This window comes from Streptomyces sp. NPDC015125, from assembly GCF_043080045.1.
Lineage (GTDB): Bacteria > Actinomycetota > Actinomycetes > Streptomycetales > Streptomycetaceae > Streptomyces.
The window spans coordinates 167,876-183,336 of the sequence record NZ_JBIBVF010000016.1 but is presented as its reverse complement, the minus strand read 5'-3'; the positions used below and the strand labels follow the sequence as shown (position 1 = coordinate 183,336).

Genomic DNA, 15,461 nt, shown 5'->3' with positions numbered 1-15,461 from the left:
GCTCGCGGTCACGGTCCTCCCACTCACGCAGCCGTTTCCCGGTCCGGTGGAGATCCGCCGTCACTCGTTTCAAGTAATCGCGGAGCTTTCCCTCGCTCACAGTTCAGCTCCCTTCCCCGGGCCGCCCGGCGGACCGGCGGCGCCTGCCTCATATCGGTCGGCCATGACGCTGGTTTTCTCTACTCGCTGATCACATTCTGTGGGCGCCGGCCGGTCGAATTGAGCGCTGGCCGGGGACTCTAAGAGAACCCCTAGGACGTGCCCGGCCTGCCTCGACGGCCCCTCCCGGGAGTGCGCCGCACCGGTACCGGTCGGCGCTGCGCACGAAGGGACCGCGGTCCGCAGACGGCGGCCCCGGATGATGCGTGTTCTTCGCAGCGCACCGGCTCCGGCGGCCCTTCAGCGGGCAGCCGGAGCCGGTGTACGGGCGCTCAGCGGCTCACGACCCGCCGAGTTCCTTCTCGATGAAGTCGAACAGCTCGTCGTCCGACGCCTGGCCCAGTCGGCTCTCCAACGCGGCGTCCGCGTCCTCGGGGAGGCTGTCGAGCCGGTCCATGAGTCCCTGGAGCCGGCTGCGCAGCGCTGCCCTGGCGGCCGTGTCGTCCATGAGCCGCGCGGTCTGTGCCTCCCAGGCGTCGAGCGGGTCGGACACCGAGCCGCCGTGGGGCGGCTGTTGCTCCACTGCGGCGGCCAGCCTGCCGAGCAGGTGATCGGCCAGTCCGTCCGGTTCGGGGTAGTCGAACAGCAGGGTCGCGGGCAGCCTGGTCCCGGTCACGGTGGTGAGACGGTTGCGCAGCTCGACGGCGGTCAGCGAGTCGAAGCCCAGGTCCAGGAAGCCGCGTTCGGGGTCGATCGCCTCGGCCGAGGTGTGCCCCAGGACCAGCGCGGCCTGGCCCAGGACGGCGTCGAGCACCGCCTGGCGCCGCTCCGTCTCCGGCAGCGCGGCGAGGCGGGTGCAGAGCTGTTCGGCTTCCGCGGCGGGCGCGGGGCCCGGCCGGCCGACGGGGGTCCGGGGCCGCGGCCGGGTCAGCGACCGCAGCAGTGGGGGCGTCTCGCCGGCCGCGTTCTGCAGTGCGGCCATATCGAGCCTGGCCGGGACGAGGAACGGCTCTTCGGTGGCGAGTGCGGCATCGAGCAGCGCCAGCGCCTGTTCCGACGGCATGGGCCGCACCCCGCCCCGTGCCATCCGGTGGAGGTCGGTCTCGTCCAGCTTGGTGGTCATCCCGCTGCGTTCGGCCCACAGGCCCCAGGCGAGGGAGATGGCGGGCCGGCCGGCTGCCCGGCGGGCATGGGCGAAGGCATCGAGGAACGCGTTCGCCGCCGCGTAGTTGCCCTGCCCGACGCCGCCGAAGGTCCCGGCGAGCGAGGAGAACAGGACGAACGCCGTGAGGTCGAGGTCGCGCGTCAGCTCGTCGAGGTGGAGTACGGCGTCCGTTTTGGCCCGCAGCACGGTGTCCATGCGGTCCGCGGTGAGCGAACCGATCACCCCGTCGTCGAGGACGCCCGCGGTGTGGACCACCGCGGTGAGCGGACGTTCGGCGGATACCGACGCCAGCAGCCGGGCGGTGTCGTCCCGGTCGGCGAGATCGCAGGCGGCGATGTCGACCTCCGCGCCCAGTTCGCGCAGCTCCTTCTCCAGTTCGGGCATCCCTTCCGCGGTCCGCCCGCGGCGGCTGGCGAGCAGCAGGCTGCGCACGCCATGAGCGGCCACCAGATGACGGGCTACGAGCCGGCCGAGCATGCCGCCGGCCCCGGTGATCAGCACCGTTCCGCCGGTGCCGAGGCCCCGGAACGGCTCGGCCGCCCGGGCCCGTACCAGGCGCGGCACCCGGGCAGCGCCGTCGCGCAGGGCGATCTCGGGTTCACCGGTCGCCAGGGCGGCGGGCAGCGCGGCCGCGGACGGTGCCGTGCCGTCGTGGTCGAGCAGGGCGAAGCGTCCCGGGTTCTCGGCCTTGGCGGTGCGGATGAGGCCCCAGACGGCCGACTGCGGCAGTCCCGACACCGGCGCGCCGGCCCGGTCGGCCACGGCGTCGCGGGTGCACAGGACCAGTCGCGAGGCGCTGAACCGCTCATCGTTCAGCCAGGCCTGCGCCACCTCCAGTGCGTGGTGCACGGCCCGTCGGGTGGCCCCGGCCGGGTCGCCCTCGGTCTGCGGGCAGCCGACGAGGACCGTGCCGGGCACCTCGGCCCCGGCGTCGACGGCCGCGGCCAGCGCGGCCAGTTCCTCGTACCGGGCGCCGTGGCCTCCGGGTACGTGCGGTATCCCGTCCGTCCCGATGACCGCATACGGTTCGGCCGGCTGTCCGCTCATCGCCAGGTCCGCCCAGTCCATCCGGTACAGGTCGGCCGGCTTCGGTCCGGCGGCGGCCAGCTGTGCGGAGTCGACCGGTCGCAGGACGAGCGCCGGTATCGCGGCGAGCGGGGTACCGGCGGCATCCGCCAGGTGTACTTCGTAGGTGTCGTCGGTCTGCCGGACGAGACGGACCCGCAGGGCGTCCGGGTGTGCGGCCGTTGCCGCGGTGACCTCCCGGAAACTGAAAGGCAGCACGGCCCGTTCGGTGTCGGGTGCGGCCAGTGCGACCGTGTGCAGGGCGGCGTCGAGCAACGCCGGATGCAGGACGAAGCCGGCGTCGCGGTACTGCTCGGGCAGGGTGACCTCGGCGAACACCTCGTCGCCCCGGCGCCAGGCGGCGTGCAGACCGCGGAAGGCCGGTCCGTAGGCGAAGCCGCTCGCGGCGGTGTGCTCGTACAGGCCGGACAGGTCGACCGGGTCGGCGCCGGGCGGGGGCCAGGCAGTGAGGTCGGCGGGTGTCCGCCGCTCGGGCGGGCCGTCGGCGAGGGTGCCCTCGGCGTGCCGGGTCCAGGGCTGCTCCTCGTCATCCGTGCGGGGCGCGGGGCGCGAGTGCACGGAGACCGGTCGCCGGCCCGCCTCGTCCGCCTCGCCGACGGTGAGCTGGAGCTGCACCGTACCGTCCTCCGGGACCACCAACGGGGCCTGCAGGGTGAGTTCCTCCAGGTGGCCGGCGCCGGTCCGTTCGCGGGCCTGGAGTGCCAGTTCCAGGAATGCCGTGCCGGGGAAGAGCAGCGTGCCGTCCAGGGCGTGGTCGGCCAGCCACGGCTGACGCCCCGCCGAGAGCAGCCCGGTGAACAGGGCGCCGTCGGAATCGGCGAGCGGAACGGCCGCGCCCAGCAGCGGATGGCCTGCCGCCTCCAGCCCGGCGGCGGACACGTCCGTCAGGTCCGTGCCGGCCTCCAGCCAGTACCGCTGCCGCTGGAACGGGTAGGTCGGCAGCGGCACCCGCCGGGCGCCCGAGGGCGCGAGGCAGCGGTCCCAGTCCGGGCCGTGGCCCTGTAGATGCAGCCGGGCGAGCGCGGTGGTGAGCGACTCCGGTTCGTCGGTGTCCCGGCGCAGGAGTGCACCGGCGGAGATCCCGTCCGTGCTCAGGCACTCGTCCGCCATGGCGGTCAGCACCCCCGACCCGAGGTCGAGGAGGGTCCGCGCGCCCAGCTCTTCCAGGGTCCGCATCCCGTCGTGGAACCTGACCGCCTGCCGTACATGGCGTACCCAGTAGTCGGGGCTGCACAGCTCCTCGGCCGTGGCCGGGCGGCCGGTGACGTTCGACACGACGGGGACGGCCGGCGGCTGGTAGGTCAACTCGGTTGCGACGGACGCGAATTCGTCGAGCATCGCGTCCATGTGGGCGGAGTGGAAGGCATGGCCGACCCGCAGCCGTTTGGTCCGGTGGCCCGCGGTGGCCAGCTGTCCGGTGACCTCGGTGACGGCGTCGTCGTCGCCGCTGAGGACGACGGCGGACGGCCCGTTGACCGCCGCGATCACGACCCGCTCCTCGTAGGGCGCGAGCAGCGGCAGTACGTCCTCCTCGGCCGCCTGGACGGACACCATGGCGCCGCCGGCGGGCAGGGCCTGCATCAGCCGGCCGCGGGCGGCGACCAGGCGGCAGGCGTCGGCCAGGGAGAAGACCCCGGCGACATGCGCGGCGGCCAGTTCACCGATCGAGTGGCCGAGCAGCAGGTCCGGGTGCACACCGTAGCTTTCGAGCAGCCGGAACAGGGCGACTTCGAGGGCGAACAGGGCCGCCTGGGTGTAGACGGTGCGGTCGAGCAGTTCCGCGTCGGGCGTGCCGGGCTCGGCGAACAGCACCTCGCGCAGGGGCCGGTCGAGATGGCCGTCCAGGTGTGCGCAGACCGCGTCCAGGGCGTCGGCGAAGGCGTCGTGGGTCGCGTAGAGGGCCCGTCCGGTCCCGGCGCGCTGCGAGCCCTGGCCCGGGAAGAGGAAGGCCAGCTTTCCGGGGCGGGCGCGGTCCACGGCGGCCCTCGGGTGCTCCCGGCCTTCCGCGAACGCCCGGAGCGCCTCGGTCAGTTCACCGGCGTCCCGGCCGAGTACGGCCGCCCGGTCCTCGAACGCGGCACGCGAGGTCGCCAGGGACAGCGCGATATCGGCGGGCGCGAGGTCGGGGTGGCGGGCGAGGTGTTCGACCAGCCGCCGGGCCTGGGCCCGCAGGGCCGTGACGCCCCGTGCGGACAGCAGCCAGGGGACGACTGCCGCCGGGGCGTCGGCGGCCGCCGGGCGGTCCTGTGGTGCGGCGCCGGGCTCGACGGCCACCGGCTCGGGTTCCTCCAGGATCACATGTGCGTTGGTGCCGCTGATGCCGAAGGCGGAGACGCCTGCCCGGCGCGGGCCGTCGCCCGGCAGCCACTCCTGCGGCTCGCTCAGCAGGCGTACGTTCCCCGCCGACCAGTCGATGTGCGGCGACGGCCGCGCGGCGTGGAGGGTGCGCGGCAGCACACCGTGCCGCATCGCCTGCACCATCTTGATGACTCCGGCGACCCCGGCCGCGGCCTGGGTGTGGCCGATGTTCGACTTGACCGAGCCGAGCCACAGCGGGCGTTGCGCGGACCGTTCCTGGCCGTAGGTGGCAAGGAGGGCCTGGGCCTCGATCGGGTCACCGAGTGGGGTGCCGGTCCCATGGGCCTCGACGGCGTCGATGTCCGGTGCGGCCAGTCCTGCGGTGGCCAACGCCTGCCGGATGACGCGTTGTTGGGACGGCCCGTTGGGGGCGGTCAGACCGTTGGAGGCGCCGTCCTGGTTGACGGCCGTGCCCTTGACGACGGCCAGCACCGGGTGTCCGCGCCGGCGGGCCTCGGACAGCCGCTCCAACAGGACGACACCGACGCCCTCGGCCCATCCGGCGCCGTCGGCATCCGCCGAGAACGCCTTGCAGCGGCCGTCGGGAGAGAGCGCCCGCTGCCTGCTGAATTCGATGAAGGTCTGCGGGGTCGAGATCACCGTCACACCGGCGGCCAGCGCGAGGGTGCATTCGCCGGACCGCAGGGCCTGGGTCGCCAGGTGCAGTGCGACCAGCGACGACGAGCACGCCGTGTCCACCGTGACGGCAGGGCCCTCCAGGCCGAAGGTGTACGCGATACGGCCGGAGGCGACGCTGCTGGCACTGCCCGTCGCCAGATATCCCTCCATGCCCTCCGGGGCGGTGTGTGCACGGGAGCCGTAGTCGTTGTAGTTCGAGCCGACGAAGACCCCGGCCGCCGTGCCACGGAGCGTGTCCGGGTCGATGCCCGCGCGTTCGATCGCCTCCCAGGAGGTCTCCAGGAGGAGCCGCTGCTGGGGATCGATCGCGACCGCCTCACGCGGCGCGATCCCGAAGAACGCCGGGTCGAAGTGGTCCGCGTCGTAGAGGAACCCCCCGTCGCGGGCGTAGCAGGTGCCCGGCTTGTCGGGGTCCGGGTCGTAGAGCCGCTCGATGTCCCAGCCGCGGTTGGTGGGGAAGCCCGAGACGGCGTCGGTCCCCTCGTCGAGGAGCCGCCACAGCTCCTCGGGCGAGTCGGCCCGGCCCGGATAGCGGCAGCTCATCCCCACGATGACGACCGGATCGTCGTCGACCGGGGCGACAGGTGCAGCCGGGTTCGTGCTCTCCGGCACCGTGCCGAAGAGTCCGTCGTGAAGGAACGCCGTGAGCGCGGCCGCCGTCGGATGATCGAACACCAGCGTGACCGGCAGCCGGAGGCCGGTCGCCTCGGCAAGCCGGTTGCGCAGCTCGACGGCGGTCAGCGAGTCATAGCCCAGCTCGCGGAACGCCCGGTCGGCCGGGATCGCGTCGGGCCGGTCGTAGCCGAGGACGGCGGCGGCCTCGGCCCGTACGTCGTCCAGCAGCGCCGCACGCCGCTCCCCCGGGGCACGTTCCCGCAGCCGCAGGACGAACGGCGCGGCATCGCCGCGCCCTGCGGCCTCCTCGGTCCCCTCGCCGGCCGACGCCCGCACCTCGGGCAGCTCACACACCGCGGTCACCCGCCGGGCCGTGGCCTTGCGCCAGTCGACATCGGCGACGACCAGGAACGTCTCGTCCTCGTCCAGGGCGCTCTGCAGGGCGGAGACGGCCAGGTCGGGATCCATCGGCGGCACTCCGTCACGACGGAGCCGCTGCGCCAGCTCCTCGCCCACCAGACCGCCGCCGCCCCAGGCTCCCCAGGCGATCGAGGTGGCGGGCAGCCCTTCCGCGCGGCGCTGCAGGGCGAGCGCGTCCAGGCAGGCGTTCGCCGCCGCATAGCTGCCCTGGCCAGGGCCGCCGAGCGTGCCCGCCATGGAGGAGAAGAGGACGAACGCCGACAGGTCCAGCTGCCGGGTCGCCTCGTGGAGGGCGAACGCCGCCCCCGCCTTGGGCTCCCACACGGTCGCGGCGCGCTCCGGGGTGAGCTGGTCGATCACCCCGTCGTCGAGGACTCCCGCGGTGTGCACCACAGCCGTCAGCGGCTGCTCCGGCGGCAGGCTCCCGAGGAGTGCCGTCACCGCCGTCCGGTCGCTGACGTCACACGCCCGCACGGTCGCCCGCACGCCGAGCCCGGCAAGCTCCTCGACGAGCTCCGCGGCGCCCGGCGCCTCGGGGCCCCGGCGGCTGACGAGTACGAGGTGCTCCGCACCGTTGCGGGCGAGCCAGCGGGCAAGATGCCCGCCCAACGCGCCCGTACCACCGGTCACCAGGACGGTGCCGCGCGGCCGCCAGCCCTCCCCGGCCGGCCGGTCACCCGGCAGCGAACGCAGCATCCGGCGGGTGAAGACACCGGAAGCACGCAAGGCCACCTGGTCCTCACCGGAATCCTGCGCCAGCAGGGCGATCAGCCGTCGGCCGGCCCGCTCGTCCAACTCGCCCGGCAGATCGACGAGTCCGCCCCACCGCTGCGGATATTCGAACGCGGCGATCCGGCCCAGTCCCCACGCCATCGCCTGCGTCGGGTGCGCGAGGGCATCGGCACGGTTGACCGATACCGCACCACGGGTCGCACACCACAGCGGAGCGTCGATCCCGGCGTCACCGAGCGCCTGCAGCAGCGACGTCATCAGGACCAGCCCGGCCGGCAGGGACTCCGTGACGGTCCACGGCTGCTCGTCCAGGGCGGCGAGGGACAGCACCCCGCCGATGGTCCCGTCCCCCGTCGCGGCCTCGTCCCGCAGCCGGCCCGCGAGCCGTTCCCGGTCGGCGTCCTCGGCTCCGACGATCAGGGTCCTGATGTCCACGGCGCCCGCCCCGAGCGCGCGGACGACGCCCTCGGCCACAGGGGAGTCCTGGTGTCCGTCAGGCACGACGACCAGCCAGGTACCGTCCAAGCGGGTCCGCTCGGGCTCCGGCCGGGGCCGCCAGGCGATCCGGTAGCGCCAGCCGTCGACCGTGCTCCGCTGCTGCCGCTGCTTGTGCCACAGGGACAGCGCGGGCAGCACCTCGCGCAGCGCACCGTCGTCGGACAACCCGAGCTTCTCGGCGAGAGCCTCCGCATCCTCGCGCTCGATGGTCTCCCAGAAGCGGGCGTCTGCGGCATCGACGGGTCCCGACGTGGCCGTACCTGCTGCGGACTTGTGCGATTCGAGCCAGTAGCGGCGGTGCTGGAAGGCATAGGTGGGCAGCTCCACGAGTCGCGGCCGGTGCGCCGCGAAAGCCGGGGACCAGTCCACTTCCACGCCGCGCACATACAGCTCGCCCAGTGAGGTGTAGAGCCGCGACAGACCGCCGTCATCACGACGCAGGGTCCCCGTCACCACGGCATCCGCACCCGCCGCCTCGGCGGTCTCCTGCACCGGCATCGTCAGCACCGGATGCGGACTGACCTCCACGAACACCCGGTGATCCGCAGCCAGCAGCGCACGCACCGCAGGCTCCAGCCGCACCGTCTGCCGCAGATTCGTGAACCAGTACCCGGCATCCATCTCCGCCGTGTCCAGCCACTCCCCCGTCACCGTCGAAAAGAACGGCACCTCGGCCGCACGCGGCACCACCGGCGCGAGCGCCTCCAGCAACTCCGCACGGATCGCCTCCACATGAGCCGAATGCGAGGCGTAATCCACCTCAACCCGCCGCGCACGCACCTCACGCTCCCGACACACATCCATCAGCTCATCGAGCGCACCGGCATCACCGGAGACCACCACGGACGTGGGGCCATTAACCGCCGCAATCGAAAGTCGACCGCCCCACGGCTCGATCACGTCCGCCACCTCGGACGACGGAAGAGCCACGGACACCATCCCGCCACGACCCGACAGCGCGCGGATCGCCTTGCTCCGCAGCGCTACGACCCGCGCGCCGTCCTCCAAACTCAACGCCCCGGCGACACACGCCGCGGCAATTTCCCCCTGACTGTGCCCGACGAGCGCCGCAGGCTCCACACCATGGGCACGCCACACCTCCGCCAACGACACCATCACGGCCCACAACACCGGCTGGACCACATCGACACGGTCCAGCCCCGGGGCCCCCTCGGCCGCACGCAGCACCTCACGCAACGACCAGTCAGTGAACGGCTCCAACGCCGCCTCACACTCCGCCAACCGACCCGCAAACACCGGCGAAGAATCCAACAACTCCACCGCCATCCCCACCCACTGCGACCCCTGACCAGGAAAGACGAACACCGTCCTGCCCGGGTCGGCCACCGCCGTAGTGGGGCTCACCTCTCGCAGCTTTGCAGCTAGTTCAGCGGTATCGGAGCCCACGACCACCGCCCGGTGCTCGAACGACGACCGCGACGCCACCAACGACCAACCCACCTCAACCGGCGAAAGGCCGCCTTCTGCCACCCGCGACGCCAACCGCTCCGCCTGCGCCACCAACGCCTCACTGGAACGTCCCGACACCACCCACGGCACGAGCACTCCGCCCGGAGCCGAAGACGACGCCGAAGACGAAGGCGAAGGCGAAGGCGAAGGCGAAGGCGAAGGCGAGGACAACGAGGACGAGGACGAGCACGACGCAGCAGACTCCCCTTCCCCAGCCGGCTCCGCCCGCTCGGACTCCTCCGCCCGCTCGGCCTCCTCCGCCTGCTCCACGATCACATGCGCATTGGTCCCGCTCACACCGAAGGAGGAGACGCCGGCGCGGCGCGGACGGCCGTGTTCCACGGTCCACGGCCGAGCCTCGGTCAGCAGTTCCACCGCGCCCGACGCCCACTCCACGTGCGGCGACGGCTCGTCGGCATGGAGCGTCGCCGGCAACTCGCCGTGGCGCAGCGCCTGCACCATCTTGATGACACCGGCCATGCCGGATGCGGCCTGGCTGTGTCCGATGTTCGACTTGACCGAGCCGAGCCACAGCGGCCGGTCCGCCGCCTCCCGCTCCTGCCCGTACGTGGCAAGCAGCGCCTGCGCCTCGATCGGGTCACCCAGCGACGTCCCCGTACCGTGCGCCTCCACCACATCCACCTCACCGGCCGACATACCGGCATTGGCGAGCGCGGCACGGATCACCCGCTGCTGGGACAGGCCGTTGGGCGCGGTGAGACCGTTGGAGGCACCGTCCTGGTTGACCGCCGTCCCGCGGACGACCGCCAGCACTCGGTGGCCGTTGCGGCGGGCGTCCGAGAGGCGTTCCACCAGCAGGACACCGACGCCCTCTGCCATGCCCATGCCGTCGGCGGACGCCGAGAACGGCTTGCACCGGCCGTCCCGCGCCAGCCCGCGCTGCCGGCTGAAGCCCACGAGGCCGATCGGTTCACTCATCACGGCCGCGGCTCCGGCGATCGCCAGGGAACACTCCCCGGAGCGAAGCGCCTGCACGGCCAGGTGCAGCGAAACCAGCGAGGACGAACAGCCCGTGTCCAGCGTTACCGCAGGGCCTTCCAGCCCGAGCGTGTAGGAGATGCGGCCGGAGGCGATGCTGGTCACCGTTCCGGTGATGAGGTGCCCCTCCAGTCCTTCGGGGGCCTCGCCGTTGCCGTATCCCTGGTAGGCGGCCCCGAAGAAGACGCCGGTCGGAGTGCCCCGCAGCGTTCCGGGGGCGATGCCACCGCGCTCGATCGCCTCCCAGGAGGTCTCCAGGAGGAGCCGTTGCTGCGGGTCCATGGCCAGGGCCTCGCGCGGCGAGATCCCGAAGAACTCGGGGTCGAAGTCACCGGCTGCGTCGAGGAATCCGCCTTCGCGGACGTAACAGGTGCCGGTACGGTCCGGGTCCGGGTCGTAGAGCCCGTCGAGGTCCCAGCCACGGTCGGCGGGGAACTCCGAGATCGCGTCCGTCCGGTCCCGCACCAACTGCCACAGGTCTTCGGGCGACTGCACGCCTCCCGGGTAGCGGCAGGCCATGGACACGATGGCGATCGCGTCGTCCTCGGCCGACGCGGCGAGGGCCGCGGATTCCGGAGTGGCGGCCGGTGCGGGCAGGGCGGTGCCGACGCCCTCGGCACCGTGACCGACCAGAATGGTTTCCAGATGCCCGGCGAGCGCCTTCACGGTCGGATGGTCGAAGACCACGGTGGCGGGGAGCTTCAGGCCGGTGGCCGTGTTGAGCCGGTTGCGCAGCTCCACCGCGGTGAGGGAGTCGAAGCCCAGCTCGCGGAAGGCCCGGCCGACCTCGACCTCCGAGGTGTCCGAGTGCCCGAGTACGGCCGCGACCTGCTTGCGTACGAGGTCGGAGAGCTGCCGCTCCCGTTCGGCGGGAACCAGCCCGGCGAGCTGGGAGCGGAGCGACTCGGAGGTGTTCTCGGCGGCGTCCGTGTCGGCCTCGTCGGCCTCCAGTGCCCGCAGTACCTCGGGGACCTCGTGCAGCAGCGGGCGGCGGTGCGCGGCGGTGAAGACGGGGACGAAGCGTTCCCAGTCGATGTCGGCCACGGCGAGGAACGTCTCATCGTGGTCGAGCGCCTGCTGGAGCCCCAGTACGGCCAGGTGCGCCGGCATGAACGGGATGCCGCGCCAGCGCAGCTGTTCCTGGACCACTTCGACGGCCATCCCGCCGCCTTCCGGGCTCCAGATGCCCCAGGCGATCGAGGTGCCCGTCAGACCGCGGGCGCGCCGGTGTGCCGCGAGCGCGTCGACGTAGGAGTTCGACGCGGCGTAGGCTCCGTGATCGCCACTGCCCCAGGTGCCGGCGACGGACGAGTACAGGACGAATGCGTCCAGTCCATCACGGTCGAAGAGCGCGTCGAGGTTGCGGGCACCGAGCAGCTTGGCCCGGGCGCCCTCGGCGAACTCCTCCAGTGTGGTGTCGGCGAGCGGCACGAGCAGACCGACTCCGGCGGTGTGCACGACGGAGCGGATGGCCGGGCCGTCGGACTCGACCTGGGCGACCAGCTCGGCCAGCGCATCGGCGTCCGTCACATCGCAGGCGGCGATGGTGACCCGAGCGCCCAACTCGGCGAGTTCATCGCTCAGTTCGTCCGCGCCCGGTGCGTCCGGGCCTCGTCGGCTGGTCAGCACCAGATGCTCGGCTCCGTTACGGGCGAGCAGCCGGGCGGTGTGCGCACCGAGGCCACCGGTACCGCCGGTGACCAGCGCGGTTCCGCTGGTGCGCCAGGGGGTGGCCGGCTCGCTGTCCAGTGGGGCGCGGGTCAGCCGGCGGGTGAGGAGTGCGGAGCCGCGGAGGGCAAGCTGGTCCTCGTCCCCGCCCGCGGCGAGGACCCCGGACAGCAGGGCCGCCCCACGGTCGTCGAGTTCGGCGGGCAGGTCGACGAGGCCGCCCCACTGCTTGGGGTGCTCCAGGGCGAACACCCGGGCCAGGCCCCAGACGGCTGCCTGGAGCGGGTGCCGGACGTCGTCGTCGGCGGCACCGGTGGCGGCGGACTCGGTCGTGAGCAGCCACAGCGGAGCCTCGACGGCGGCATCGAGGAGCGCCTGCATCAGGGCCACGGACTGGACCAGTCCCACGGTGACCTCGGGGTGCCCGGTCAGGGGCCGCTCGTCCAGGGCGAGGAAAGAGACGACGCCGCTCAGGACGCCGACCGTGAGGGAGTTGCGCAGCTGATCGGCCACGCCCTGACGGTCGGTGGTCGACTCCTCCAGGACGAGGAGCACGGTCTCGGCGCCGTTGTCCCCCATGCCCTGGAGAGTGGCGCGTACGAGGTCGTCGTCCAGGTAGTCGGCGGGCACGACGACGAGCCAGGTGCCCGACACCTTGCCCTGTTCCGGCTCGGGTTGGGGCCGCCAGGCGATCCGGTAGCGCCAGCCGTCGACCGTGCTCCGCTGCTGCCGGCCCTGCCGCCACGAGGACAGCGCCGGCAACACCTCGCCCAAAGCCCCCGAATCCGCCAGACCCAACGTCGCCGCCAGACCCTCCAGATCCGCACGCTCCACCGATTCCCAGAACCGCACATCCACCGGATCCACCACACCGGCCGCTGACGACTGACCCGACTCCAGCCAGTAACGGCGACGCTGGAAGGCGTACGTGGGCAGCTCGACGACTCCGGGCCGGGGCGCGGCGAAGGCGGGGGACCAGTCGACGTCCACGCCGTTCACATACAGCTCACCGAGGGAGGTGTAGAGCCGCGACAGACCGCCGTCATCACGACGCAGGGTCCCCGTCACCACGGCATCCGCACCCGCCGCCTCGGCGGTCTCCTGCACCGGCATCGTCAGCACCGGATGCGGACTGACCTCCACGAACACCCGGTGATCCGCAGCCAGCAGCGCACGCACCGCAGGCTCCAGCCGCACCGTCTGCCGCAGATTCGTGAACCAGTACCCGGCATCCATCTCCGCCGTGTCCAGCCACTCCCCCGTCACCGTCGAGAAGAACGGCACCTCGGCCGGACGCGGCACCACCGGCGCGAGCGCCTCCAGCAACTCCGCACGGATCGCCTCCACATGAGCCGAATGCGAGGCGTAATCCACCTCAACCCGCCGCGCACGCACCTCACGCTCCCGGCACACATCCATCAGCTCATCGAGCGCACCGGCATCACCGGAGACCACCACGGACGTGGGGCCATTGACCGCCGCAATCGAAAGTCGACCGCCCCACGGCTCGATCACGTCCGCCACCTCGGACGACGGAAGAGCCACGGACACCATCCCGCCACGACCCGACAGCGCGCGGATCGCCTTGCTCCGCAGCGCTACGACCCGCGCGCCGTCCTCCAGAGTCAACGCCCCGGCGACACACGCCGCGGCAATTTCCCCCTGACTGTGACCGACGACCGCCGCAGGCTCCACACCATGGGCACGCCACACCTCCGCCAACGACACCATCACGGCCCACAACACCGGCTGGACCACATCGACACGGTCCAGCCCCGGGGCCCCCTCGGCCGCACGCAGCACCTCACGCAACGACCAGTCAGTGAACGGCTCCAACGCCGCCTCACACTCCGCCAACCGACCCGCAAACACCGGCGAAGAATCCAACAACTCCACCGCCATCCCCACCCACTGCGACCCCTGGCCCGGGAAGACGAACACCACATCGGCGTCGCCCTCCAGGGCTCCGGCATCGCCGACCACCGCACCGGCGGGTGTCTCGCCCTCCGCCACGGCACGCAGTCCGGCGGCCAATGCGTCCTGGTCGGACCCCACCACCACGGCCCGGTGCTCCAGGGCCGCACGCGAGGCCACCAGCGCATGCCCCGTCTCCGCCGGCGTCTGTCCGGCGGTCTCCGCCCACGAAGCCAGTCGGTCTGCCTGCGCACGCAAGGCCGTCGCGGAACGCCCGGAGATCACCCAGGGCAGCGCGACGGGCGCCGCGTCCGCTGCGGGAGCGGCCGCTGCGGGAGTGTCCTCTGCGGGCTGTTCGTCGGCAGGTTCCTCCACCGGTGCCTGTTCGAGCAGGACATGGGCGTTGGTGCCGCTGCCACCGAAGGACGACACCCCGGTCCGCCTCGGCGCGTCGGTCTCGGGCCATGGCATCGCCTCCGTGAGCAGGCGGACGTTCCCCGTCGACCAGTCCACGTGAGGTGACGGCGCGTCGATGTGGAGCGTCGCCGGCAGCACGCCGTGGCGCATCGCCTGCACCATCTTCATCACTCCGGCGATGCCGGAAGCGGCCTGCCCGTGTCCGATGTTCGACTTGAGGGAGCCGATCCAGAGCGGCCGGCCCCCGTCCCGGTCCTGCCCGTAGGTGGCAAGCAGCGCCTGCGCCTCGATGGGATCGCCCAGCGACGTCCCCGTACCGTGCGCCTCCACGGCGTCCACCGCACCCGCCGACAGACCGGCATTGGCCAGTGCCGCCCGGATCACCCGCTGCTGCGAGGGACCGTTGGGCGCGGTGAGCCCGTTCGACGCACCATCCTGGTTGGTGGCGCTGCCCCGAATCACCGCCAGCACCGGGTGGCCATTGCTACGTGCCTGTGACAAGCGCTCCAACAGCAGGACGCCGACTCCTTCGCCCCACCCGGTGCCGTCGGCGGCCGCGGCGAACGGCTTGCACCGCCCGTCCCGTGCCAGCCCCCGCTGCCGGCTGAACTCCACGAAGTTCCGCAACGTGGACATCACGGTGGCTCCGCACGCGAGCGCCATGTCGCACTCTCCGTGCCGCAGTGCCTGAACGGCCAGATGCAAGGCGACCAGGGAGGAGGAGCACATGGTGTCCACGGTGACCGCCGGCCCCTCAAGACCGAAGCTGTAGGCGAGCCGCCCGGAAAGCACGGCTGCCGATCCGCCGGTCAGCAGATGACCCTCGACACCCTCCGGGGCCGTGCTCCCGTCTGCGGCAGCGGCATAGCCCTGATTGCTCGACCCGACGAAGACGCCTGCTCCGCTGCCCCGTACCGATGTCGGGTCGATGCCCGCGCGCTCGAAGACCTCCCAGGAGGTCTCCATGAGGAGACGCTGCTGCGGGTCCATCGCCAGGGCCTCGCGCGGGGAGATCTCGAAGAAGCCGGCGTCGAACTCCGGGGCGTCGTAGAGGAAGCCGCCTTGCCGCACATAGCTGCTGCCCGCCCGGTCGGGGTCCGGGTCGTACAGTTTGTCCACGTCCCAGCCGCGGTCGGTCGGCATGGGCCCGATGGCGTCAGTGCCTTCGGCCACCAGCCGCCACAGCTCTTCAGGAGAGCGCACCCCGCCCGGAAGACGGCAGGCCATGGCGGTGATCGCGATGGGATCTTGCTCTCGCGACTCCACCTCCTGCAGCCTGCGGCGGGTCTGCCGCAGGTCCGTGGTGACCCGCTTGAGGTAGTCGCGGAGCTTGTCCTCGTTGTCCATGTAGCGTCAGCCCTTCAAGAAACCGGCGGTCGGT

1 protein-coding gene is annotated in these 15,461 nt (G+C 72.4%); it reads right to left on the bottom strand.

Features of this window, described 5'->3' with window-relative positions; all coding sequences use genetic code 11:
- Window positions 1-439: 439 nt before the first annotated feature.
- Entirely contained in the window at window positions 440-15,427 is a 14,988-nt protein-coding gene (locus ACF088_RS28265; RefSeq protein WP_392378664.1) for a type I polyketide synthase, read from the bottom strand.
- Between the last annotated feature and the right edge of the window lie 34 nt (window positions 15,428-15,461).